Origin of the sequence: Streptomyces flaveus, assembly GCF_014647675.1 — a bacterium.
In the GTDB taxonomy this organism is placed as follows: Bacteria; Actinomycetota; Actinomycetes; order Streptomycetales; family Streptomycetaceae; genus Streptomyces; species Streptomyces flaveus.
Genome location: NZ_BMPQ01000028.1, coordinates 42197 through 65261, shown reverse-complemented (window position 1 = coordinate 65261; position 23065 = coordinate 42197). Strand labels below are relative to the sequence as shown.

Below are 23065 nucleotides of genomic sequence, written 5' to 3'. Positions count from 1 at the left end.
GCGCGGCGTGGCGGCCCTCGCGAGCCCGGGCGCGGGCACGGCCGCGCTCCCGGGCCGCCGGCCGGTGCCCCGAGCACGCCGGGGCGGGACGCGGATCGCGGACCGCCCCGGTGCCGCGCCCTCCGGCTCCGCCCCGGCCAGTGCCTGGCTGCCCAGCGCCCCGTGCACCCCGGGGGCCTGCGTAGAGTCGATGGGGTCCCTGGCCGCCGTACCGCTGGCCGTTCTGCGGCTGACCGTGGTCGTCGCCGTGCTCCTCGTCGGGATCGTGCTGACCCCGGTCGTCGGACGGCTCGCGGGGGCGGGGCGCGACCGTGCCATCCGGCTCTGGTGCCGGACGATCGTGCGCGCGGCGGGCGTACGCGTACAGACCGCCGGAGCCGCCCCGCCCACCGGCGGGCTGCTGCTGGTCGCCAACCACATCTCCTGGCTGGACATACCGCTGCTCGCGGCCGTCCGTCCCGGGCGGATGCTCGCCAAGGCCGAGATCCGGCAGTGGCCCGTGGCGGGCGCGCTGACCGCGCGCGGCGGGGCACTGTTCATCGAGCGGGACCGGTTGCGCGCGCTGCCGACGACGGTCGCGCGGATCGCGGACACCCTGCGCGACGGCGCCGCGGTCGTGGTCTTCCCCGAAGGCAGCACCTGGTGCGGCCGGGCCCAGGGGCAGTTCCGCAGGGCCGTCTTCCAGGCCGCACTGGATGCCGCCGTACCCGTCCAGCCGGTGCGCCTGCACTACCGGCTCGACGGGGGAGCGGCGACCACGGCACCCGCGTTCGTCGGGAGCGACTCGCTGCTCGCCTCGGTGTGGCGGGTCGTTTCGGCGCGCGGCCTCGTGGCCGAGGTGCGCGTACAGCCGGTGCTCGCGCCGGGCAGCGCACCCGACCGCCGGGCCTTGGCCCGCGCCGCCGAGACGGCCGCCACCCACCGGAGCTGCGCGAACTCGGAGGAAGATCACAGACCTGTCGCTGCCTAGGTGCCGCCCAGGCCCGCGATCCGGGCCAGCCTCTCGTACGAGTCCAGGAGGGCGCCGCGGTCGTACGTACTGGTCGTGACCAGGACCTCGTCCGCGTCGGTCTCCTTGAGCACCGTCTCCAGTTCGTGGGCGACCTGTTCCTCGGTGCCGGCGATATGACCCCTGAGCCCGGACTCGTAGAAACCGCGCTCCTTGTCGCTCATCCTCAGCGTCTCCACGCGCTCGGCGGGCGGCAGCGGAGGAAAGGTGCCGCGGGTGCGGGAGTGCGCCATCGACCAGGCCTCCGGGAGCAGCAGACGGCGGGCCTCCTCGGGGCTGTCCGCGACCGCGATGGTGCCGGAGATGACGACGTACGGCTCGCTCGCCCAGGCGGAGGGCCGGAATGTCGCGCGGTAGTGATCGATGCCGCGCCGCATCTTCTCGCGGCCGCGGAGGTCGCCGATGACCATCGGCAGGCCCGCCCGGGCGGCGATGGTGGCGCCCTCGCCCATGGCCAGCACGAACGGCGGCACGGTCAGACCTTCGGCCGGTCGCGCGTGCACACCCGTCGGAGAGGTGCCGCGGAACCAGCCCAGCAACTCGTCGAGCTGCCCCGCGAAATCGTCGGCGACGTCCTTGTCCCGGCCCAGCGCCTTCCGTACGCCGTCGGTGAAGCCCACGGAGCGGCCCAGACCCATGTCGATACGTCCCGGAAACAGGGACTCAAGGACGCCGAACTGCTCGGCCACGACCAGGGGTTGGTGATTGGGCAGCATCACCCCGCCCGTGCCGACCCGGATCGTGCGCGTCGCGGCGGCGACCGCGGCGGCCAGCACGGTCGGCGCGGAACCGGCGACTCCTGGCACGCCGTGGTGTTCCGAGACCCATATCCGGTGGTAGCCGAGCCGCTCGAGCTCCTGGGCCAGCCGCACGGTGTCACGCAGCGCCTCGGGGCCGTCGTGCCCCTCCCGGGTGCGCGAGCGGTCGAGGACGGAGAAACGGGTCGCCGCGATCACTGGATTCACATGAACTTCAACGCCCGCGGCGCGCCAGGATTCCCGGCACGGGGCGTGCGGACGTCCCACGAGCCGCGTACCTGTCCCCGCGAGCCTGAGGAGAACAGGCAGTCCCGTTGAGTACGCCCTCCCATGGGGCCATGCTGAGGGCATGGCCCCGGGGTGTTCCCGTGGCGGGCGAGAGACGTGTCCATGGACCCAGACGTATTCGGCTCGGGGTGGGAAGCGACCGCCGTCGTGGACGGCGGCGGGCGGATCCTGGCCTGGAGCGAGGATGCCCGACGGATGCTCGGTCACGACTCGGCGGACGCCGTGGGCCGTGACGCCCGGGAACTGCTGGCCGCCGAGCTTCCGTACGCGGTCCGTGGCGCCTGCGCCTCCCGTACGGCGTGGAGCGGTGGCGCCGTGGTCCGCACCCGCGAGGGGCGGCGCCTCGAGCTGCTCGTCCACCTCCGCCCGCTGACCGGCGCCGACGACGACCCGCTGTGGATCGTCGCGGCCACCGCGGCGGACGAACCCGCCCCCGAGACCCTGAACCGCTGGGCGATCGAGCAGCTGCCCATCGCCGTGGTCGTGTGCGACGACGACGGCAGGATCGTACGCACCAATGAAGCCTTCACCGCCATGTCGGGAGCGACAGAGGACCAGCTTCGGGGCCGCGGCATCGCCGAGCGGACCACCGGTGAGGTCGTCGACGGCCTCGACGAGCTCCCCCGTCTGGCCGAAGAGGCCATGCGAACCGGAGACGTCGTCCGCCATCAGGCCTATGTGCGGACCCTGGGGACGAGACGTGAGCGCTCCTGGTCCTCCCTGCTGTTCCCGCTCAAGGACCCGCAGGGCCGCGCCCGGGGCGTCGCCGCCGCCGTGTACGACACCACCGAGCAGTACTGGGCGCGGCGACGGATGTCCGTGGTGAACGCGGCGAGCCTCAGCATCGGAACCACCCTCGACGTCACGCGCACCGCCCAGGAACTCGCCGAGATCGGCATCGAGGGGTTCGCCGACTTCGTCCTCGTCGATCTGCTCGACGACCTCTTCCAGAACACCGAGACGGACCTCACGCCGGGCGCGGGCCCGCTGGTCTTCCGCCGGTGCGCCCAGGCGTCCGTACTGGAGGGCTGCCCGGAAGCCACCGTCGAGATCGGACAGCGGCACGTCTACGCCGCCGACTCACCACAGGCCAAAGCCCTCGCCGTCAGCCGTCCCTCCCAGCACCGGCTCGACAGCGCGAGCCTCCCGGCGTGGCTGACCGCGGATGCGGACCGTGCGCGCAGCGTCATCACCCACGGGATGCATGCCCTGCTGGTCGTTCCGCTGCAGGCCCGGGGCGTGACGCTCGGGCTGGCCCAGTTCCATCGTCACCGCATCACCGAGCCCTTCGACGACGAGGATCTGCTGCTGGCACGGGAGATCGCGACCAGGGCGGCCCTGAGCATCGACAACGCCCGCCGCTACTCCCGTGAGCGGGCCACCGCGGTGACCCTCCAGCGCAGCCTGCTGCAGCGCGGCACGCCGGTGCAGTCCGCCGTGGACGTGGCCACCCGCTATCTGCCGGCCGGCACGCGCGCGGGGGTGGGCGGCGACTGGTTCGACGTGATCCCCCTGTCCGGTGCCAGGGTGGCGCTCGTGGTGGGCGACGTGGTCGGTCACGGGCTGCGGGCCTCGGCCACCATGGCGCAGTTGCGGACCGCGGTGCGTACGCTGGCCGATGTCGACCTGCGGCCGGACGAGCTGCTCACGCAGCTCGACGACGTGGTGATCCGGCTGGCCCGCGAGGAGCCCGGCGCACCCGGCTCCGTCGCCGGGGCCCGGCCGGTCGCGGAGTTGAGCGCCACCTGCCTGTACGCGGTGTACGACCCTGTCTCCCGGAGCTGCTCGCTCGCCAGCGCGGGGCATGTGCTGCCCGCCGTGGTGACGCCCGACGGCACGGTCGCCTTTCCGGACCTGTCCGTCGGCCCGCCGCTCGGTCTTGGTGGACTGCCCTTCGAGATCTCGGAGTTCGAGCTTGCGGAAGGCAGCCTGCTCGCCCTCTACACCGACGGACTGATCGAGGCGAGGGACCGGAACATCGATACGGGCCTGGCCCTCATGGGCCGGGTGCTCGGGCAACCCGTCCGCTCCCTGGAGAAGTTGTGCGACGACCTGCTGGACGAGCTGCTGCCCGGCCGTCCCGTGGACGACGTCGCCATCCTGCTGGCCAGGACCCGTGTCCTCGACACCACCCGAGTGGCGACCTGGGACCTGCCGAACAACCCGCAGATCGTCGCCGAGGCCCGCAAGTTCGCGTCCGCTCAACTCGCCGCCTGGGGACTGGAAGAGGCCGTGTTCACCACGGAACTGGTGGTCAGCGAACTCGTCACCAACGCCATCCGCTACGGCGGTGACCCCATACGGCTCCGCCTGATCCGGGACGAGGTCCTCATCTGCGAGGTCTCCGACGGCAGTAACACCGCACCCCATCTGCGCCGCGCCCGCGTCTTCGACGAGGGCGGCCGGGGTCTCCTTCTTGTTGCACAGCTCACCGAAAGCTGGGGCACCCGCCAAACTCCGTTCGGCAAGATCATCTGGGCCGAGCTGAGTGTGACCCCTGAGGTTTGAGGGGGACTACCAGGGGTTTCTTTCCCCAGCCCCGCCCCTTCCCGAAACTGGGGCTGCCGCCCCAGGCCCCCGCCAGGGGGTGGGGTGACATGTCGTGTCGCGGCTGCGGGTGCGTCGTGGCTGGTCGCGCAGTTCCCCGCGCCCCTGAAAAGCAAAAGCCTGCGGCTATCCGCGGCCCGAAGATCCCGGCGCCCCGAGGACCCGGTCCCCGGGAAAGCCCGTGCCCCCGACTGCCCGCAGTTTCCCTCCGGCGGGAGGGGGCGTGGGCCGGTGCGTCGTATGCCCGTCGCGTAGCTTCTGTCTCGGAGAACCCGCACTGTGTACCAACACCGGGCCGTACGCCCAGCCTGCGACGGGCTGACGCACCGGCCCACGACCCCGCACCCACCACCCACCCCGGGGGCGCGGGGAACTGCGCGACCAGCCACGGAATACCCGCACCCGCCCAACCGCCGGAGGCACCCCGCGTGACAGACAACAACCGCAAACCACTCGCCGTGTTCGACCTCGACAACACGCTCGCCGACACCGCGCACCGGCAGCGGTTTCTGGAGCGCAGGCCACGCGACTGGGACGCCTTCTTCGCGGCGGCGCCGTACGATCCGCCGCTGACCGAGGGCGTGGCGTTGGTGCTGGAGCACGCCGAGGAGTGTGAGGTCGTCTACCTCACCGGGCGGCCCGAGCGGTGCCGTGCGGACACGGCGGAGTGGCTCGCCGCGCACGGACTGCCCGAGGGCCGTATCTGGATGCGGCGCGACAACGACCGCAGGCCCGCCCGGCGCACCAAGCTGGAGATCCTCCGCGGGCTCGCCCGGAACCGCGAGGTCCGGGTGCTCGTGGACGACGACGAGTTGGTGTGCGAGGACGCCGAGCGGGCCGGCTTCACGGTCGTACGGGCGCGCTGGGCGACCCAGTCCGCGGCGCTGAAAGTGGCTCAGGAGCGAGAGGGCCGCACCTGAGCCGGTCCGGCTGCTGAAGGAGGGCGGGACCGGGAGGGGTCACTCCCAGGTCATTCCCCCTCATCCAGCCGGAAGCCCACCTTCAGACCGACCTGGTAGTGCTCGATCTGCCCGTTCTCGATCTGGCCGCGGACCTCCGTGACCTCGAACCAGTCCAGGTTGCGCAGCGTCTGCGATGCCCGGCTGATCCCGTTGCGGACCGCCTGGTCGATGCCATCGGGTGAAGTGCCGACGATCTCGGTGACCCGGTATGTGTGGTTGGTCATGCGGGTGCTCCTCTCCGCGGTGGCGGGTGTGCCACTGCGTCATTTCCAAGGTGCCGTACGAGGCGGATGACCGCGACCCGTCACCGGGCCATGCTCAGCGACAGCGCGAACCGTCCCTCCTCGTCCGTCCACCAGTGCGTCATCTCCAGCCCGGCCGCGGCCATTTCACCGCGTACGCCGTCCTCGCGGAACTTCGCCGAGACCTCGGTCCGCAGCTCCTCACCGGCCGCGAAGTCGACGGCGAGGTCGAGCGCGGGGATCTTCACGGTCAGCCGCGAACGCGCGCGCAGCCGCATCTCGATCCACTCCTCCTCGGCGTCCCAGAGGGCGACATGGGCGAAGTCGTCGGGGTCGAAGTCGGCGCCGAGTTCGCGATTGACGACGGAGAGGACGTTCTTGTTGAACGCCGCCGTCACTCCCGCCGCGTCGTCGTAGGCGTCGACCAATACTGACTCGTCCTTCACCAGGTCGGTGCCCAGTAGCAGGGCGTCGCCGGGGGAGAGGAGGGTGCGTACGGAGGCCAGGAACGTGGCCCGTTCGGCGGGGAGCAGGTTGCCGATCGTGCCGCCCAGGAACGCGACGAGCCGCGGCCCGGGTGTGCCGGGCAGGGTGAGGCCGCCGGTGAAGTCGGCGATCAGTGCGTGTACGGCGAGCGACGGGTGCTCGGCGATCAGCGCCTGCCCGGCCTGCGTGAGCGCGCTCTCGCTCACGTCGACCGGCACGTACGTGTGCAGAGCGGGCAGTGCGTCGAGCAGGTGCCGGGTCTTGTCCGAGGAGCCGGAGCCCAGTTCGACCAGGGTGCGCGCGCCGGTCGCGTCGGCGATCTCGGCGGCGCGGGCGACGAGGATCTCGCGCTCCGCGCGCGTGGGGTAGTACTCGGGCAGTTCGGTGATCTTCTCGAAGAGCTCGCTGCCATGGGCGTCGTAGAACCACTTCGGCGGGAGCGTCTTGGGCGTGCGGTTCAGGCCGTGCAGGACGTCGGCGCGCAGCGCGGCCTCGGTGGCGTCCTCGGGCAGGGTGCGGGTGACCAGGAACGTGCTCACGTACGGGGCTCCTTGTACAGGTCGGATGCCTTGGGTTCGTCGACGTCCTTGAGTGGCGTGAGCAGGACGTCTGTGCGGCTTGCGGCCAGCAGGGTGCGGTCGGGTACCTCCTGCCAGTGCGGATCGTCGTCGTACGGCTCGGAGGCCACGACGGTGCGGCGGCCGGGCTCGGTGAGATACCAGAGGGTGTCGCCCCAGGCGGTCGCGGCGATCGTCTCGCCGTTGGTGAGAAGGAGGTTGAGCCGCGAGCCGGGCGCGGCTGCCGCGACGTCCAGGACCGTGTCGGCGAGCGCCTGACCTTCCTCGTCGCCGGCGCGCAGCCGGTTCAGGATCAGGGCCCAGACGAGGGCCGAGTCGCAGCGCGCCTCCAGTGACAGCAGTTCGGCGGACGGCAGGGTCTGCGCGAGCGGGGCCAGGGAACGTGGCCAGCCGCTGATCGCGCCGTTGTGGCTGAACAGCCAGGGGCCCGCGGAGTACGGCGCTGCCGCGGCCTCCCCGTCCGCGCCCGCCACGGTCGCGTCGCGTACCGCGGCGAGCAGGGCGCCCGAGCGCACCACCCGCGCCAGGTCGGCGAAGGACTGGTCGCCCCAGATGGGGCCCGTACGCCGGTACCGCGCAGGTCTCGGATCCCCTTCGGCGTACCAACCGACCCCGAAACCATCGGCGTTGACGGTCCCGTGCCGCTGTCGGCGCGGCGCCCACGACTGGCGGAACAGGCTGTGCGCGGGCTCCACGAGAAGTCTGCCGAGCGGTTCCTCGGGTCCCAGGTAGGCGAGATGACGGCACATCAGGCGGTCTCCGCGGCAGCGTCGCGTGCGGTACGGAATCCGGAGAAGATCTGCCGCCGGATCGGATAGTCCCAGTTGCGGAACGTCCCCCGGCAGGCCACCGCGTCGACCGCGAACGAGCCGCCGCGCAGCACCTTGTGCTCCGGCCCGAAGAACACCTCCGAGTACTCCTTGTACGGGAAGGCCGTGAACCCCGGGTACGGCAGGAAGTCGCTCGCCGTCCACTCCCAGACGTCGCCGATCAACTGCCGTACGCCCAGTGGTGATTCACCTGCCGGATAGCTTCCGGCGGGGGCCGGCCGCAGATGGCGCTGACCGAGGTTGGCGTGCTCGGGCGTCGGGTCGGCGTCGCCCCACGGGTAGCGTGTGGAGCGGTCGGCCGCCGGGTCGTGCCTGGCCGCCTTCTCCCACTCGGTCTCGGTGGGCAGCCGCCGCCCGGCCCAGCGCGCGTAGGCGTCCGCCTCGTACCAACTGACGTGCAGCACCGGCTCGTCGGGCGGTACGACCTCGGTGACGCCGAAGCGCCGCCGCAGCCACTGGCCGCCGTCGCGGCGCCAGAAAAGCGGCGCCTCGATGGAGTGCGTACGGATGTGGGTCCAGCCGTCGGGGTCCCACCAGCGGGGATCGCCGTAGCCGCCGTCCGCGATGAACGCCTGGTACGCGGCGTTCGTCACCGGCGTGGTGTCGATGAAGAACGGCGGTACGAGACGCCGGTGTGCGGGCCGCTCGTTGTCCAGCGCCCATGGTTCGGCCGAGGTGCCCATCGTGAACGGGCCGCCGGGGACCAGGACTTCGGCCGGTCCGGTGAACGGCGGCGCGGGCGTGGGATCCGGCGCCGTCAGGGCCGCGGGCCCCTTGCGCAGCTGATGGGTGATCAGCATCGTCTCGTCGTGCTGTTGTTCGTGCTGGGCGATCATGCCGAAGGCGAAGCCCGCCTCGGTCAGCGGCGTACCGCGGAAGCGCGTGCCCTCCAGGACGTCCAGCGCCCGGCCGCGCACCTCCGCGGCATAGCGGCGGGCCTCGTCCGGCGGCAGCAACGGCAGGGAGGGCCGTTCGGCGCGCGGGTGCTCGAACGCGTCGTACAGTCCGTCGATCTCGGGCCGCATCGCGTCACGCCCCGCGACCTCCCGCAGTAGCCACATCTCCTCCTGGTTGCCGATGTGCGCGAGGTCCCAGACCAGTGGGGACATCAACGGCGAGTGCTGCGCGGTGAGATCGGGATCCTCCACGCAGGAGGTCAGCAGGGCGGTGCGGTCGCGGGCCGTGGTCAGCGCCGCCAGGGCGCGCTCCCTGAGCGTCTCCGGGTCGGTGAGGTCGGGGGCGGTCATGAGCGGATGTCCTTCCCGTGGTGCGGGTGTTGCGTGCCGTGGGCGCGGTCGATCAGGGCGGTGGCGTCCAGGCCGATGGCCTCCAGTTCGGCGGCGTCCACTTCGGTGGCGTCGAGTTCCATGGCGTCGAGCAGGTCGTCGGCCGGGCAGCGGCCCCGGGCCACGTAGCGATCGGTGAACTGAGCTACGGCTTCCTGGACTTCGGCGGTGGCACCGAGCCGGGGCAGGGCCTCGGCCGCCGCCGCGAAACAGGTGACTGCTGCCTCGCGCAACTCGGGATCGGCGAGGCCCGACCGGGCGGCCGCGATCCACAGCGGATTGCGCGGAGCGGCCAGTGAATCGGCCCGCTCAGCAAGGGGTTTGACGGCCCGGTACGCGGTCTCGGCGGCCTCCGCGTCGTCGAACAGCGCCGCCGCCACGGAGAGCGGCACGATCCATCCGTCGTCGCCAGGCTGCGCGTCGATCATGCGAAGTTCCAGATGGCCCCGCGGACGGACCGGCGGGAACAGGGTCGTCAGGTGGTAGTCGAGATCCTCCCGGCCCGGCGGCGCGCCGGACCGGGTCCACGCCCGGAAACTCATGCCGTCCGGTACGTCCCAGGTGTCGCCGTCCCGCCCTCGTACGCACATCACCGGCGCGTCGAGCACATGCCGTGCCCAGGCCGTCCGCGGATCGCCGTCGAGGGGCGGGGCACTCGAGCGCCCCGGCTCCATCGCGGTCCACAGGGACTGCCGGGACGAGCGCCAGCCCGTGTGCCGCCCCTGGGCCAGCGGCGAGTGGGCGAAGGCGGCCACCAGGACCGCACCCAACTGGTGCGCCAGCCACCAGCGCCGCCCGTGCCCGAGGGGGCCCGGCTCCTCGTACCCGGCGTCCAGACACACCTGGACGGAGGCCGAGCTGCACATCATGGCGCGGCCCTCGGGGCCCGCACGGTCGAGGTACCTCTCCATGGCGTCATAGCGCGGCTCATGGAGGAAGCGGATGGGCGGGTGCCAGGGCTCCTGGCCTATTCCGGTGAGGCCGAGACCCGCCTCGCGCAGTACCGCGCGTACGGCGTCGAGGTCGGCGGAGACGGACCCGATGCACTCCATCAGGGAGGCGGCGGCGGGGGAGCTGAGCTCCAGCTGGCCGCCGGGTTCGACGGTGAGCGCCGACCGTAAGGGCAGGGTCCGCAGTGCGGCGTACGCCGCTTCGAGTCGTTCCGGTCTTACGGGGAGCCGCGGAAACCGCAGCTCGCGGATGAACCATTCCACTTCGACACCGAGGAAACGGGGTGGCCCGGTCTTGAAGCAGATACCCCGGACCAGGGCCTCCACTTCGGCCTCGGTGACGGCGGAGCGGCGCTCCGTACAGTCACTTTCCGAATCGGACATGTCGGGATCCTCCTGAGATTCCACCATGCCGCCGGCCCGGTATCGGATGGGCCGGCCCGGCAATCACCCATCCACCCAAGACGCTCACGCCGTTTCGCACAAGAGTGCGCATCGGTGTTCTTGGGGCCGGGAAACTCTGTTGCGGCGCAGTACAAGGATCGCTCACGATGCGTTCATGAGCACGACGGGGGAGATCACGCGGGGCGCGATCGCGGCGTTCACGGGGGTGACGCCATGAGTGCGCGCCTGAGGGGCATCGCACGGCAGACGGAGGAGATCGTCGCGGCGGGTTCGTACCACGCGTCCGACGGGCGCGAGGTCTCGATCGCCGCGGCGGTGGCCGCCGCCCAGGAGGGCACGCGCATGTACGGGCCCGGTCCGGTGGACATTCCGCGGGCCGCACCCGTACCCACGTTCTTCGAGGTCACGGGCGAGAGCAGTCTGGAGGCGGCCCGTCGGCTCACCGGCTCCGTACGGAGCACCGGCCCGGTCGCGGTCCTGAACTTCTCCTCGGCGCGCAACCCCGGCGGGGGCTATCTGAACGGCGCCCAGGCCCAGGAAGAGGCCCTGTGCCGGGCCTCCGCGCTGTACGCGTGCGTGCTGCGAGCACGCGAGTTCTACGACCATCACCGCGAACACCGCGACGCGTTCTACAGCGACCGGGTGATTCACTCACCGGCGGTGCCGGTCTTCCGCGACGACCGGGGACGCCTGCTCGACGAGCCGTACACCGTCGGCTTCCTGACCGCCGCCGCACCCAACGCCGGAGTCGTGCTGCGCACCACGCCGGAGCGTGTGGCTGAACTCCCGCGCGCCCTCGGGACCAGGGCCGAGCGGGTTCTGGAGACGGCCGTGGCGGGCGGCTACCGACGGCTGGTGCTCGGCGCCTGGGGATGCGGGGTGTTCCAGAACGATCCGGATCAGGTGGCGGGCGCGTTCCGCGCCCTGCTCGGCGACGGTGGCCGGTTCTCCGGCTCCTTCGAGCACGTCGTGTTCGGCGTGCTCGATCGCACGCGGGGGGCCGTGGTCCGGGGCGCTTTCGAGCGAGCGTTCGCCGGAGCCGGAGCCGGAGCCGCGACGGGCGCGGGGGCGGCGACGGGCACGGAGGCCACGCACGGCGTTCAGCGCCAGCCGTAGCGCTCCCGAAGCCGGTGCACCACGGAGTTGAACCGCATCCGGTCCAGCGCGCACGCCTCCCGCCGCATCCCTGCCTCATGGAGCCGCAGCACCCGGTCCACCGAAACCCACGAGTCGCGCCCCGACCGATCCCACGGCCCACTGCCGATCGGCACCCACTCGCGGGACCCGTCGTGCCGCTTGCTCGACAGCTGCACGGCGAGGAACGTACCGGTGGCCTCGCGGGCGACCACGAGCACCGGGCGGTCCTTGCCCCGGCCGTCGTTCTCCTCGAAGGGCACCCACGTCCACACGATCTCGCCGGGATCGGGGTCGCCGTCGTGCGCGGGCGAGTACTCCGTACGGACCCGGCCCACCTCGCGGGGCTCGGCCTCGGTGGTCGCCGACGGACCGTGGCGGCCGGGAACGTCGGAAGCTTGGGCGTCATCGGTGAAGGCAGTCATCCGGGTCACGGTAGAGGCTGCCCGCCCCCGCCCGTCGCGCGGGGCGCCTACGAAGCGGCGGGCGGCCTGAACTCCCGTACAGCGCCGTCGAATTCAAGCGCCGGCCACTGCTCGTGCCACCGCAGGTCCGCCTCCAGCTGCGCGGCCAGCGACACGAGGAGCGGTTCGCTGTTCGCCGGGCCGAGGAGCTGCGCGCCCACGGGCAGAGTGTCATCGACGAAGCCCGCGGGGACGTTCACGCCGGGCCAGCCCAGTACGTTCCACGGCCAGGCGTACGGGCAGGCGGCGATCATGGCGCGGTCGGTGCCCAGACCGTTCAGCTGCGCGAGGGCGCCGATCCGCGGCGGGGGAGCGGCCGTCGTGGGCGCGAGTACCACGTCGTACGTCTCGAAGAGTGCGCCGATACGCCGGTGCAGCATCGCCTCCGCACGGCGTGCCAGCCGCAGCGGAGCCCCGCCGAGCAGCCGGCCCACGCGGGCCGTCTCACGCGTACGCCGGTCGAGCAGCTGGGGGTGGGGCGCCTCGCGCACCCGCTCGGCGATCCCGGCGGTGGCACGCGGGACGAACGTCAACCCGATCTGCCCGTACGCCGGATCGGCCTCCTCGACGTCGTGCCCGAGCGCGGTCAGCCGCTCCGCGAGCGCGACGACCCGCGCCCGTACGTCCGGCCGCAGCCGCGCGGGGAACGCCGTGAACGGCGGCTTCAGCGACAGCGCGATCCGCAGCCGGCTCGGCTCCCGGCCCACCGCGTCCGACACGGACAGCGTGGGCGGCCGGTGCAGATCACGTGCGTGAGAGCCGCTCGCCGCGTCCAGGAGCAGCGCGGCGTCCTCGACGGTGCGGGCCAGCGTGCCGTTCACCGTGACCCCCTGGAAGGCCTCCGCGCGCGGCCAGGTCGAGATCCGGCCGCGCTGCGGCTTGATCCCGATCAGATGCGTCCAGGAGGCCGGGATCCGTACCGAACCCGCGCCGTCCGAGCCCAGCGCGGCCGGTACAAGGCCCGCTGCGACCGCCGCCGCCGAACCGCCGGACGAGCCGCCCGGCGTGTGCCCGGTGTGCCACGGGTTGCGGGTCTCTCCGAAGGCGGGCCCCTCGGTGAACGGCCACTGCCCGAACTCGCAGGTGTTCGTCTTGCCCACGACGATCGCCCCGGCCGCCCGCAGTCTGCGTACCGCCTCGCCGTCCTCGGCCACCGGCTCGAACTCCCCGCGGCAGCCGAACGCCGTCGGTTCGCCCGCCACGTCCGTGTCGTCCTTCACCGCCACCGGCACCCCGAGCAACGGCCGCCGCACGCCGGCCGCCAGCTCCTTGTCCGCCGCCTCGGCCTCGGCGAGCGCCGCCTCGGCCCGCACCAGCCGGAACGCGTTCAACGTGCCCTGCGTCGCCTCGATCCTGGCCAGCGCCTCCTCGACGAGCACCCGAGACGACACCTCGCCATCAGCCAGTGCGCGAGCGCACTCAGCCAGTCCTGGAGCACGGTCGGCAGCCATACGAGACACCTCCGGAAGCGCGACGAATACCGAACGGTAACCTCCGGGCGCCCGATCCGGTACGGGGTGCGCAACTTCCCTCGTACGCCAGGGGATCCGTACGGGCACTCCGGCGGCGAACCCAGCCCCCCCGAAAGCCGCCACGGAGGGCTTCTGGAAAGATGCGTTACGTCATGGTGCAGATACCGGAACAGCCCGCCCCGCCCCTGCCCGCGCAGCGCTCCGTGCCGACGAGCTCCGACGTTGCCCGCCTGGCGGGAGTCTCACGCGCGACCGTCTCCTACGTCCTGAACAACACGGGCGCCGTACGGATCAGCGAGCCCACGCGCCGCCGCGTCCACCAGGCCGCCAGGGACCTCGGATACGTTCCGCACGCCGCCGCCCGCAGCCTGCGCGCCGGGCACAGCCGCATGGTGCTGATGCCCGCGCCGACCGTGCCGGCGGGCCCGCTCTACAGCCAGTTCTTCAACGAACTCCAGTGGGCGCTCAGCCGCCTCGACTACACCGTCGTGCAGTACGGCAGTGTCGGCCTCCAGGGCGACGAGGCGGCCCGCGCCTGGGCGGAGCTGCGACCGGTCGCCGTCCTGGTGCCCGGCAGCGGACTCGGCCCGCAGGGCGTGGCCGTCCTCAAGCGCTCCGGCGCGCGCGCCGTCGTCACGCTCGGACCCGAGCGCGTCGAGGGCGCCCACGCACTGCTCATGGACCACAGCGTCGTCGGCCACTCCGCGGGAGCGCACCTGCTGGCCCGGGGCCGCCGCCGCGTCGGCGTCGTGATGCCCGAGGACCCCGAGCTGGAACTGTTCTCCAAGCCCCGGCTCGAAGGCGTACGCCGGGCGCTGCACGGGAAGGACGCCACGGTGACCGAGGTGCCGCTGGCCTACGAGGAGGAGGCCGCGGCCCAACTCGCCAAGGGCTGGAGCTCCTTGGGCCTGGACGCGGTGTTCGCGTACAACGACGAGTACGCCATGCTCCTGATAAGCGCCCTGAAGGACGAGGGCATCCGCATCCCGGACGACGCGGCCGTCATCGGCGCCGACGACCTGATGCTCGGCCGGCTGCTGCGTCCGCGTCTGAGCACCGTCCATATCGAGCTTCCTTCCGGACAGGAGCTCGCCGAACTGGTCGACCGCGCGGTGCGTGACTCGAGCGCCGCACCCGAAACGCACGGGGTACTTGGAGCGACTGTCGTACACCGTGCGTCCACCTGACAACTCGCGTACGTGGGAGGCGTGTTCATGCGGACCACGATCGGCATCATCGGTGGCGGCCCCGCCGGGCTGTTGCTCGCCCGGCTGCTGCACCGGGCAGGTCTTGACTGTGTCGTCCTGGAGAGCAGAACACGCGCGTACGTCGAGCAGCGCCAGCGGGCCGGAATGCTGGAGCAGGGCACGGTGGACGCGCTGCGCGAGTGCGGCGCCGCCGACCGGCTGGAGGTCGACGGCCTGGTCCACAACGGCATCGAGCTGCGCTTCGACCGCGAGCGGCACCACATCGACTTTCCGGTCCTCACCGGCGGCCGTACCGTCACGATCTACGCCCAGACGGAGATCGTGAAGGACCTGATCGCACTCCAACTCGCCGACGGGCCCCAGCTGTTGTTCGAGGCGGAGGCGGTCGCGGTCGAGCGGCCGGAGAGCGACACACCCGTCGTACGCTTCGTCCACCAGGGCCGTGAACAGACCCTCACCTGCGACTGGGTGATCGGCTGCGACGGCTTCCACGGCATCTCGCGTGACACGTTCCCGCCCGCCGTGAGCCGCACGTACGAGCACGACTACCCGTACTCCTGGCTCGGCGTCCTGGCCGATGTGCCGCCCTCCTGCGAGGAGTTGATCTACGCCCGCGGCGAGGGAGGCTTCGCGCTGCACAGCATGCGCTCGTCATCGGTGTCACGGCTGTATCTGCAGGTCCCCAACGACACGTCCCCGGACGACTGGCCGGACGACCGCATCTGGGACGAGCTGTCCGCCCGCTTCACGATCGACGCCGACTGGCACCTGGAGCGCGGGCCGATCACCGCCAAGTCCGTTACCCCGATGAGGAGCTACGTCCACGAGCCGATGCGCCACGGACGGCTGCTGCTCGCCGGGGACGCCGCGCACATCGTGCCGCCGACCGGCGCGAAGGGGCTCAACCTCGCGGTGTCCGACGTACGCGTCCTCGCCCGAGCCCTCATCGAGCTGCACCGCACCGGCTCGGCCCAACTCCTCGACCGCTACTCGGAGTTGTGCCTGGACCGGGTATGGCAGGCGACACGTTTCTCGTACGACATGACCCGGATGCTGCACACCGACCCGGACGGGGACGCCTTCGAACACCGGCTGCAACTCGCACGGTTGCGCCGGATCACGGCGTCCCGCCCCGCGGCCGCGGAACTGGCTGCGAACTACACGGGGCTGCCGCTGCCTCTGCCGCTGTGAGTCGGCCCGGTCACTGCTCCGGCTGGGCCTGCTGCTCCTCGATGGACTTGCGGACTTCCTCCATGTCCAGCTTCCGGGCCTGTCCGATGACGTCCGTCAGCGCGGCCTCGGGGAGCGCCCCGGGCTGGGCGAAGATCGCGACCTGGTCGCGGACGATCATCAGCGTCGGAATCGACTGGATGTTGAAGGCCTGGGCCAGCTCCGGCTGCGCCTCGGTGTCCACCTTGCCGAAGACCAGGTCGGGGTTGGCTTCCGCGGCCTTCTCGTAGACGGGCGCGAACTGCCGGCAGGGCCCGCACCAGGACGCCCAGAAGTCGATCAGGACGAATTCGTTGTCCGTGACCGTCTGGTCGAAGTTGTCCTTGGTGAGCTCCACGGTGCTGCTCATGGCGTTGATTCCCACTTCCTGGTTTCGGGGCGTGGCCGCTGTGCACAACGGTGTCTGTCGATGGCGTATTCCGCGCGCGTACCCGTGTGGCTTCGGCGCACACCACCCAGCAGACTGAGCTCATGAACCAGACTGGGCCCATGACGGAAACGGAAACCATCGCGTACGACGTCGTGGTGCTCGGGGCCGGTCCCGTGGGGGAGAACGTCGCCGACCGCACGCGCGCGGCCGGCCTCTCCACGGCGGTCGTGGAGAGCGAACTGGTCGGCGGCGAATGCTCGTACTGGGCGTGCATGCCCAGCAAGGCCCTGCTGCGCCCGGTGATCGCCCGGGCTGACGCACGCAGGGTGCCCGGCCTGCGGCAGTCCGTGCAGGGGCCCCTCGACGCCGCCGCGGTCCTCGCGCACCGGGACTACTACACCTCGAACTGGAAGGACGACGGCCAGATCGCATGGCTGGACAGCATCGGCGCCGACTTCTACCGCGGACACGGGCGGCTCGCCGGGCCGCGCCGGGTCACGGTCGCCGGACCCGGGGGTGAGCAGCATGTGCTCACCGCCCGGCACGCCGTGGCCGTCTGCACGGGCAGCCGTGCCGTCGTGCCCGAGCTGCCGGGAATCGCCGAGATCAAGCCGTGGACGAGCCGTGAAGCCACCAGTGCGCAGGCGGTGCCGGGCTCGCTCGTGGTCGTCGGCGGCGGTGTCGTCGGTGTCGAGATGGCCACGGTCTGGCAGGCCCTCGGCTCCCAGGTCACGGTTCTCGTCCGCGGCAAGGGTCTGCTGCCCCGCATGGAGCCCTTCGCCGGGGAGCTGGTCGCCGAGGCGCTGATCGAGGCGGGCGCGGATGTGCGGACCGGCACGTCGGTGGAGTCGGTGACGCGGAACGGCTCGGCAGTCGTGGTCATGACGGACAAGGGCGACCGTATCGAGGCCGACGAGATCCTCTTCGCCACCGGCCGCGCTCCGCGTACCGACGACGTCGGCCTGGACACGGTCGGTCTGGAACCCGGCTCCTGGCTCACGGTCGACGACAGCTGCCGGGTGACGGGCAGCAAGTGGCTGTACGGAGTCGGGGACGTCAACCACCGTGCGCTGCTGACCCACCAGGGCAAGTACCAGGCCCGTATCGCGGGCGCCGCGATCGCCGCACGCGCCGCCGGTGTTCCCCTCCTGGAGTCCAACTCCTGGGGCGCCCACGCCGCGACCGCCGACCACGCCGCCGTCCCCCAGGTCGTCTTCACCGACCCGGAGGCCGCCGCGGTCGGCCTCTCCCTCGCCGAGGCCGAACAGGCCGGCCACCGCGTCCGCGCGGTCGACATCGACCTCGCCTCGGTAGCGGGCGCCGGCCTCTACGCCGACGGCTACCGCGGCCGGGCCCGCATGATCGTCGACCTCGACACCGAAACCCTCCGCGGCGTCACCTTCGTCGGCCCCGGCGTCGGCGAACTCCTCCACTCGGCGACGATCGCGGTGGCCGGAGAGGTGCCGGTTGACCGGCTCTGGCATGCGGTGCCGGCTTATCCGACGGTGAGTGAGGTGTGGCTGCGGTTGCTGGAGGCTTATCGGGACGCGTAGTCGCGCTTACGGGGAGACCGCCGGGTTCCCGTGACCGGCGCTCTCCCCGGTGTGACCCATGCCACACGCAAGCCTGGGAACTTCTCGCCCCCTTCGGCCGACTTCTGGACCGCCGCGACCGAACACGGCCGCAACGGCCCGTCCCCGCACCACCGGAGAAGCCCGCCGATGACCACCGCTCCCTCGACCGAGACGGATGACTCCCCGGACCCGGATTCCCCGGAATCCGGCACGCCTGCACCGCGCCGCAGTCTCTGGGCGCCGCTGCGCCCCCTGGTGCTGCGGCTGCACTTCTACGCCGGAGTGCTCGTCGCCCCGTTCCTGCTCGTCGCCGCCACGACCGGGCTGCTGTACGCGGCGTCGTTCCAGGCCGAGAAGATCCTGTACGCGCATGAGATGACCGTTCCCGTGGGCGAGGACAAGCTGCCGATCTCCGAGCAGGTGGCCGCCGCGCGCGAGGAGCACCCGCAGGGCACGGTCGCCGCCGTACGCCCCTCGCCGGAGGCGGACGCGAGCACCAGGGTGCTGCTGTCCGGGGTCCCGGGCGTCGACGCGGAGCACAAGCTCGCCGTGTTCGTCGACCCGTACACCGGGGAGGTGCGCGGTGCGCTCGAGCAGTACGGCTCCACCGGCGCGCTGCCGCTGCGCACCTGGATCGACGAGTTCCACCGCGATCTGCACCTCGGCGAGACCGGCCGGCTCTACAGCGAACTGGCGGCCAGCTGGCTGTGGGTGATCGCGGGCGGCGGTCTGGTGCTGTGGTTCAGCCGCCGTCGTAAGCAGCGGAAGGTGCGCGGCACCAGCGGTCGCCGCCGCACGCTGAGCCTGCACGGCACGGTCGGCGTGTGGGCGGCGGCCGGGTTCTTCTTCCTGTCGGCGACGGGCCTGACCTGGTCGGCGTACGCCGGATCCCACATCGACGCCCTGCGCACCTCCCTCAACCAGGCCACGCCCACGGTGTCGGCGTCGTCGGGCGGCGAGCACGCCGAGCATGAGTCCTCCTCCGCCGAGTCGGGCGCCGACCACGGCGTCGGCCTCGACAAGGTCCTCGCGGCCGGACGCGCCGAGGGCCTGGGCGACCCGGTGGAGATCGTGCCGCCGGCCGACGCCTCGTCCGCGTACGTCGTGCAGCAGGTCCAGCGCAGCTGGCCCACCAAGCAGGACGCCGTCGCCGTGAACCCGACGAACGGCCAGGTCATGGACGTGGTGCGGTTCGCCGACTACCCGGTCCTCGCGAAGCTGAGCCGCTGGGGCATCGACGCGCACACCGGCGTCCTGTTCGGCATCGTCAACCAGATCGCGCTGATGGGCCTAGCGCTCTGCCTGATCCTGCTCATCCTGTGGGGCTACCGCATGTGGTGGCAACGCGGCCGCGCCTCCGCCTTCGGCCGCCCCATCCCACGTGGCGCCTGGCAACAGGTCCCGCCATACGTCCTCGTCCCCCTGATGGCGACCGTCGCCGTGGTCGGCTACTTCGTACCCCTTCTCGGGATCCCCCTGGCGGCCTTCATCGCCGTGGACGTGGTGCTGGGGGAGATCGCGTACCGACGCGGAAAGCGGACGTACGCGCGGTAGTTGTGGCGAAGTGCCCGGCCGTCGCCGAAGAACGGATCGCAAGTCAGTTGTTGATGAAGACTCGTTCGCGAAGAGATGTTCGCGAACGAGTCTTCCGGAAGAGTTCTTCGCGTTCTACGCTGCGCGTCATGGCAGACGACGGCACGACCGACATCACCCTCGACACGGCCGCGCTGCGGGTACTGGCGCATCCCACGCGGCTCGCACTGCTGAACCGGCTGCGACAGCAAGGACCGGCCACCGTGCGGCAGTTGGCCGCGCACTTCGAGCTGGACTCCGGTGCGGCCAGCTACCATCTGCGGCGGCTCGCGGCGGGCGGGCTCATCGAGGAGGACACGGAGCGGGGGACGAAGCGGGACCGCTGGTGGCGTGCGCTGCACCGGATCTCGCTGCACGATCCGGCCACGTCACCGGACGCCGCCGCCAGTCGGGCGTACGCGCAGGCCGTGGCCCTGGCCGACGGGGAGACGTTGCGCAGGGTGGCCGCCGAGGTCGTGCCGGTCATGCCCGACGAGTGGTTCGCCGTCAGCGGGTTCATGAGTTACATGCTGCGTCTGACACCCGGTGAACTCGACGCGATGAAGGGTGAGTTGTCGCGGGTGGTCGAGAGCTACCGGGAGCGCGAGCCCGCAGACGGTGCTGAACGAGTGGCCGTACACCTCCAGTTGTTCCCGCTGCTCGCCGACGAGGCATGACTGCGCGGCCCGCCTACCGCGACCCGAACGTTCTGTGCTGGCTGGGCGCCTACACCACGTCGGTCACCGGTGACGTCGCCTACCATCTGATCCTGGCCTGGGCCGCCACCCACGCCGCCGGTCCCGCACAGGTCGGCGCCGTTCTCGCCGTCGGGGCGATACCCCGCGCCGTCCTCATGCTCGGCGGCGGCGTACTCGCCGACCGCTTCGGCCCACGCCGCGTTCTCCTTGCCAGCGACGTCGTACGGTGCGCGGTGGTACTGGGCGCCGCCGCCCTGACCTGGACCGACGGCTCTCGACTGTGGCCGCTGTACGTCCTGGCCCTACTCTTCGGCGTCGTCGACGCGGTCTTCTTGCCGGCGGTGGGTGCCCTGCCACCAAGGCTCACGGAGCAAGACCAGCTGGCCCGAGTACAGGGGATGCGGGTGCTGGCGGTGCGGTTCAGCAACGCGGTCGGGCCACTGATCGCGTCCTTCCTGCTGGCGGCTCAGGGAGCAGCGGGCGCGTTCGCTGCAGTGGGGGTGCTGTTCGGGGTGTCGGTGGGGCTGCTGTGGGCGGTGCGGACGGGGCCGGTGGAGGCAGCGGGGCGGGCGGGGGCCGGCGAATGCGCGCCGTGCGGGCGCCTGTTGGCCGAGCTGCGGGACGGTCTTCGGCACCTGCGTGGGCATCGGCGGCTGCGTCGTCTCGTCTGGGTCATCGGGCTTGGCGAGATGTGCTTCAGCGGGCCGCTCTTCGCCGGGCTCGTGCTGCTTGCCGACGAGCGGGGCTGGGGTACTGCCGCGCTCGGCTGGATTCTGGCCGCCTTCAGCGTCGGCGGAGCCGTGAGTGCGCTGACGATGGCGGTCGCTCGCCATGTGGCCGGCGCCGGGGCCGTACTGGCGGGATCGTTGCTCGTGACCGCTGTGGTGGTCGCGGCGCTGGGGCGTACCGGCACACCCGGAAGCGCCATCGCGCTGGGCGGGCTGCTCGGCGTCGTCAGCGGTGTCGCGATGGTGCTCGGCAATGCCCTACTGCAAAAAGAGGCCGAGCCCCGGTACCTGGGGCGCGTCACCTCAGTGACGACCCTCTGCACCTTGGGGCTCAGCCCTCTTCTCTACCCGCTCACCGGCCTCGTCGCCGCGGCCTGGGGCACAGCGACCTTCTTCGCGGGGTGTGGCGTGATCTGCGTACTGGCAGCGGCGACCGCGCTCACGCCACCCCTGCGCGGCATGCGCCTTTGAGGGCGCTTACAGCGACTCGAAATCTCCCGCGAGAGCCGACGCGAGCCGCATGTGAGGTTCCGCCTCCTCCTGCCGTCCCTGCCGCTCGAGCGTGCGGCCGAGCATCAGCCGGGCGTAGTGCTCCACCGGGTCACGCTCGACGAGTACCCGCAACTGGGTCTCGGCGCGGTGCAGTTGGGCCGAGTGGTAGTAGGCGCGCGCCAGTAGCAGCCGCGGTCCGACCTGCTCCGGAACCTCCTCGACCAGTCCGTCCAGGATCCGCGCTGCCGCGGTGTACTCCTTGGCGTCGAAGAACATCCGGGCGCGCTCCCAGCGCTCTGCGGCCGTCCCGTGGTCGTAGTACGTCGTGTTCACTTCGGCCTCCTTCGACGACCGCAACAGTCCAGTTTTATTGAATATTCCACGACCCTGCTCAGTGTCTGTACACGAACTGCTGTACGGCACATACGACCTGACGGAGAGGCCCCCGCGGGTTTAGGTTGAGCGCCATGAGCAATCTTGATCGCGAGGCAGTTCCCGCTCTCTGCGGTGGCCGGGGTTTCGTGGTGGCCGAGCCGGTGCGCGAGCTCCTCAGTCCGCGCAAGGTCAAGCTCGGCGAGTCCAGTGAAGTTCGGCGGCTGCTGCCCAACCTGGGCCGACGTATGGTCGGCGCCTGGTGCTTCGTCGATCACTACGGGCCCGACGACATCGCCGACGAGCCCGGTATGCAGGTGCCTCCGCATCCGCACATGGGACTGCAGACCGTCAGCTGGCTGCACGAGGGCGAGGTGCTGCACCGCGACTCCACCGGCAGCCTTCAGACGATCCGCCCGCGCGAACTCGGCCTGATGACGTCAGGGCGGGCCATCAGTCACTCCGAGGAGAGCCCGCGTTCGCACGCCCGCTTTCTGCACGGCGCGCAGCTGTGGGTGGCGCTGCCCGACACCCACCGCCACACCGACCCGCTCTTCGAGCACCACGCCGAACTGCCCGTCGTCACCGCCCCCGGCCTCAGAGCCACGCCGATCCTCGGCTCGGTCGACGGCGCCGCCTCACCCGGCACGACGTACACCCCGATCGTCGGCGCCGACCTCGCGCTCGACCACGGCAGTGACGTACGCCTCCCGCTGGAGCCGGACTTCGAGTACGCCGTCCTGTCCATGTCCGGCGAGGCCCACGTGGACGGCGTACCACTGCTGCCCGGCTCCATGCTCTACCTCGGCTGCGGCCGCTCCGAACTGCCCCTGCGCGCCGAGTCGGACGCGGGCCTGATGCTCCTCGGCGGTGAGCCCTTCGAGGAGGAGCTGATCATGTGGTGGAACTTCATCGGGCGGACACAGGAGGAGATCGAGGCGGCTCGGAAGGACTGGACGGAGGGCTCCCGCTTCGGTGAGGTCAAGGGCTACGACGGGGCGCCGCTGCGTGCTCCGGAACTGCCGCCGGTGCCGCTGAAACCACGGGGCCGGGTGCGCTGACCTGGGATGATGTGTCCTGGGTACATCACCGGCAGATGCTTGCTCCGTCCCCCTCGGCAGACCCGGTCGAGGGGGACGGACACGTCTGGGCACGGTTGGCCCCGGGGCGCTTGGCGACTTGCCGGTGTTGGCGTCTGTGACCAGGTCTGATCGGGCACTTGCTGACACGGCGGCGACGCAGGAGCCATGCCGCTGGTGGCGCGACCATCAGAACGAGTTGGGGCGCAAGGTACTCGCAGCCGAGCAGCGGACCGTGGTGGTCGTCTACGCCTTTCGCGCCGTGACAGGGCTGTCTCCCGAGTGCTGCGTTTGTCATGGGCGACCGATGACAGGCGTGACTGTACGAGGC

At 71.5% G+C, this 23065-nt stretch carries 21 protein-coding genes; 11 read left to right on the top strand and 10 right to left on the bottom strand.

From position 1 onward, the window contains the following. Nucleotides 1-190: 190 nt before the first annotated feature. Nucleotides 191-970, top strand: coding sequence for a lysophospholipid acyltransferase family protein (locus IEZ21_RS36570; RefSeq protein WP_189326171.1), 780 nt, complete (start codon nt 191-193; stop codon nt 968-970). On the opposite strand, the gene IEZ21_RS36565 is transcribed toward IEZ21_RS36570, so the two are convergent. Then, the gene (locus tag IEZ21_RS36565; RefSeq protein WP_189326132.1) at nt 967-1974 is read right to left on the bottom strand and encodes an LLM class flavin-dependent oxidoreductase; all 1008 of its coding nucleotides are present in this window, start codon (nt 1972-1974) and stop codon (nt 967-969) included. The genes IEZ21_RS36570 and IEZ21_RS36565 overlap by 4 nt on opposite strands. Before the next feature lie 183 nt (nt 1975-2157). Here IEZ21_RS36565 and IEZ21_RS36560 point away from each other — a divergent pair, with 183 nt between their 5' ends. Further along, on the top strand, nt 2158-4563 hold the full coding sequence (locus IEZ21_RS36560) for a SpoIIE family protein phosphatase (RefSeq protein ID WP_189326131.1): 2406 nt from the start codon (nt 2158-2160) through the stop codon (nt 4561-4563). 467 nt (nt 4564-5030) lie between these two features. Continuing rightward, entirely contained in the window at nt 5031-5522 is a 492-nt protein-coding gene (locus IEZ21_RS36555; protein WP_189326130.1) for a phosphatase domain-containing protein, read from the top strand. Between the two features lie 50 nt (nt 5523-5572). On the opposite strand, the gene IEZ21_RS36550 is transcribed toward IEZ21_RS36555, so the two are convergent. The 5 genes from IEZ21_RS36550 to egtA all read right to left on the bottom strand — a co-directional run bounded on the left by IEZ21_RS36550 (nt 5573) and on the right by egtA (nt 10320). Further along, complete coding sequence (locus tag IEZ21_RS36550; protein ID WP_189326129.1) at nt 5573-5788, bottom strand: dodecin; 216 nt, start codon at nt 5786-5788, stop codon at nt 5573-5575. Nucleotides 5789-5868: 80 nt separating this feature from the next. Beyond that, nucleotides 5869-6831, bottom strand: a complete 963-nt coding sequence (egtD, locus tag IEZ21_RS36545; protein WP_189326128.1) for an L-histidine N(alpha)-methyltransferase — start codon at nt 6829-6831, stop codon at nt 5869-5871. After that, entirely contained in the window at nt 6828-7619 is a 792-nt protein-coding gene (egtC, locus tag IEZ21_RS36540; RefSeq protein ID WP_189326127.1) for an ergothioneine biosynthesis protein EgtC, read from the bottom strand. Before egtC ends, egtD begins: the two co-directional genes overlap by 4 nt. Further along, complete coding sequence (gene egtB / locus IEZ21_RS36535; protein ID WP_189326126.1) at nt 7619-8947, bottom strand: ergothioneine biosynthesis protein EgtB; 1329 nt, start codon at nt 8945-8947, stop codon at nt 7619-7621. Before egtB ends, egtC begins: the two co-directional genes overlap by 1 nt. Next, nucleotides 8944-10320 (bottom strand): ergothioneine biosynthesis glutamate--cysteine ligase EgtA, encoded by a 1377-nt coding sequence (gene egtA, locus IEZ21_RS36530; RefSeq protein WP_189326125.1) that lies wholly within the window; start codon nt 10318-10320, stop codon nt 8944-8946. Before egtA ends, egtB begins: the two co-directional genes overlap by 4 nt. A 234-nt stretch (nt 10321-10554) precedes the next feature. Between egtA and IEZ21_RS36525 the strand changes: the two genes are divergently transcribed. Next, nucleotides 10555-11457, top strand: coding sequence for a TIGR02452 family protein (locus IEZ21_RS36525; RefSeq protein ID WP_189326124.1), 903 nt, complete (start codon nt 10555-10557; stop codon nt 11455-11457). Here IEZ21_RS36525 and IEZ21_RS36520 read toward each other — a convergent pair. Together IEZ21_RS36520 and IEZ21_RS36515 are read right to left on the bottom strand one after the other, a co-directional pair. Continuing rightward, the gene (locus tag IEZ21_RS36520) at nt 11442-11900 is read right to left on the bottom strand and encodes a type II toxin-antitoxin system PemK/MazF family toxin (protein ID WP_189326123.1); all 459 of its coding nucleotides are present in this window, start codon (nt 11898-11900) and stop codon (nt 11442-11444) included. The two genes, IEZ21_RS36525 and IEZ21_RS36520, sit on opposite strands and share 16 nt — an antisense overlap. A 47-nt stretch (nt 11901-11947) precedes the next feature. Further along, nucleotides 11948-13390, bottom strand: a complete 1443-nt coding sequence (locus IEZ21_RS36515; protein WP_189326122.1) for an amidase — start codon at nt 13388-13390, stop codon at nt 11948-11950. Nucleotides 13391-13563: 173 nt separating this feature from the next. Between IEZ21_RS36515 and IEZ21_RS36510 the strand changes: the two genes are divergently transcribed. Then, nucleotides 13564-14598 carry a LacI family DNA-binding transcriptional regulator gene (locus IEZ21_RS36510; RefSeq protein ID WP_246568504.1) on the top strand — a complete coding sequence of 345 codons (1035 nt, stop codon included), beginning with the start codon at nt 13564-13566 and terminating at the stop codon, nt 14596-14598. 27 nt (nt 14599-14625) lie between these two features. Further along, nucleotides 14626-15810, top strand: a complete 1185-nt coding sequence (locus IEZ21_RS36505) for a 4-hydroxybenzoate 3-monooxygenase (protein ID WP_189326120.1) — start codon at nt 14626-14628, stop codon at nt 15808-15810. Nucleotides 15811-15820: 10 nt separating this feature from the next. On the opposite strand, the gene trxA is transcribed toward IEZ21_RS36505, so the two are convergent. Further along, a complete protein-coding gene (gene trxA / locus IEZ21_RS36500; protein WP_189326119.1) occupies nt 15821-16198 on the bottom strand; it encodes a thioredoxin in 378 nt (125 codons plus the stop codon). A 140-nt stretch (nt 16199-16338) separates the two neighbouring features. Between trxA and IEZ21_RS36495 the strand changes: the two genes are divergently transcribed. The 4 genes from IEZ21_RS36495 to IEZ21_RS36480 all read left to right on the top strand — a co-directional run bounded on the left by IEZ21_RS36495 (nt 16339) and on the right by IEZ21_RS36480 (nt 21262). After that, nucleotides 16339-17772 carry a dihydrolipoyl dehydrogenase family protein gene (locus IEZ21_RS36495; RefSeq protein ID WP_189326118.1) on the top strand — a complete coding sequence of 478 codons (1434 nt, stop codon included), beginning with the start codon at nt 16339-16341 and terminating at the stop codon, nt 17770-17772. Between the two features lie 168 nt (nt 17773-17940). Continuing rightward, complete coding sequence (locus IEZ21_RS36490) at nt 17941-19347, top strand: PepSY-associated TM helix domain-containing protein (RefSeq protein WP_189326117.1); 1407 nt, start codon at nt 17941-17943, stop codon at nt 19345-19347. 128 nt (nt 19348-19475) lie between these two features. Next, nucleotides 19476-20042, top strand: coding sequence for a winged helix-turn-helix domain-containing protein (locus IEZ21_RS36485; RefSeq protein ID WP_189326116.1), 567 nt, complete (start codon nt 19476-19478; stop codon nt 20040-20042). Continuing rightward, a complete protein-coding gene (locus IEZ21_RS36480) occupies nt 20039-21262 on the top strand; it encodes an MFS transporter (RefSeq protein WP_189326115.1) in 1224 nt (407 codons plus the stop codon). Before IEZ21_RS36485 ends, IEZ21_RS36480 begins: the two co-directional genes overlap by 4 nt. A 6-nt stretch (nt 21263-21268) precedes the next feature. Here IEZ21_RS36480 and IEZ21_RS36475 read toward each other — a convergent pair whose 3' ends face one another. Next, nucleotides 21269-21616, bottom strand: coding sequence for a tetratricopeptide repeat protein (locus IEZ21_RS36475; protein ID WP_189326114.1), 348 nt, complete (start codon nt 21614-21616; stop codon nt 21269-21271). A gap of 134 nt (nt 21617-21750) precedes the next feature. Between IEZ21_RS36475 and IEZ21_RS36470 the strand changes: the two genes are divergently transcribed. Continuing rightward, nucleotides 21751-22716, top strand: coding sequence for a pirin family protein (locus IEZ21_RS36470; protein ID WP_189326113.1), 966 nt, complete (start codon nt 21751-21753; stop codon nt 22714-22716). Nucleotides 22717-23065: the final 349 nt, after the last annotated feature.

Coding starts and splice junctions, on each gene's coding strand:
- IEZ21_RS36490 (WP_189326117.1), top strand. CDS start 17,941: ATGACCACCGCTCCCTCGACCGAGACGGATGACTCCCCGGACCCGGAT.
- IEZ21_RS36480 (WP_189326115.1), top strand. CDS start 20,039: ATGACTGCGCGGCCCGCCTACCGCGACCCGAACGTTCTGTGCTGGCTG.
- trxA (WP_189326119.1), bottom strand. CDS start 16,198: ATGAGCAGCACCGTGGAGCTCACCAAGGACAACTTCGACCAGACGGTC.
- IEZ21_RS36520 (WP_189326123.1), bottom strand. CDS start 11,900: ATGACTGCCTTCACCGATGACGCCCAAGCTTCCGACGTTCCCGGCCGC.
- IEZ21_RS36515 (WP_189326122.1), bottom strand. CDS start 13,390: ATGGCTGCCGACCGTGCTCCAGGACTGGCTGAGTGCGCTCGCGCACTG.
- IEZ21_RS36560 (WP_189326131.1), top strand. CDS start 2,158: ATGGACCCAGACGTATTCGGCTCGGGGTGGGAAGCGACCGCCGTCGTG.
- IEZ21_RS36550 (WP_189326129.1), bottom strand. CDS start 5,788: ATGACCAACCACACATACCGGGTCACCGAGATCGTCGGCACTTCACCC.
- IEZ21_RS36510 (WP_246568504.1), top strand. CDS start 13,564: ATGGTGCAGATACCGGAACAGCCCGCCCCGCCCCTGCCCGCGCAGCGC.
- IEZ21_RS36505 (WP_189326120.1), top strand. CDS start 14,626: ATGCGGACCACGATCGGCATCATCGGTGGCGGCCCCGCCGGGCTGTTG.
- egtC (WP_189326127.1), bottom strand. CDS start 7,619: ATGTGCCGTCATCTCGCCTACCTGGGACCCGAGGAACCGCTCGGCAGA.
- IEZ21_RS36485 (WP_189326116.1), top strand. CDS start 19,476: ATGGCAGACGACGGCACGACCGACATCACCCTCGACACGGCCGCGCTG.
- IEZ21_RS36525 (WP_189326124.1), top strand. CDS start 10,555: ATGAGTGCGCGCCTGAGGGGCATCGCACGGCAGACGGAGGAGATCGTC.
- IEZ21_RS36570 (WP_189326171.1), top strand. CDS start 191: ATGGGGTCCCTGGCCGCCGTACCGCTGGCCGTTCTGCGGCTGACCGTG.
- egtB (WP_189326126.1), bottom strand. CDS start 8,947: ATGACCGCCCCCGACCTCACCGACCCGGAGACGCTCAGGGAGCGCGCC.
- IEZ21_RS36470 (WP_189326113.1), top strand. CDS start 21,751: ATGAGCAATCTTGATCGCGAGGCAGTTCCCGCTCTCTGCGGTGGCCGG.
- egtA (WP_189326125.1), bottom strand. CDS start 10,320: ATGTCCGATTCGGAAAGTGACTGTACGGAGCGCCGCTCCGCCGTCACC.
- IEZ21_RS36495 (WP_189326118.1), top strand. CDS start 16,339: ATGACGGAAACGGAAACCATCGCGTACGACGTCGTGGTGCTCGGGGCC.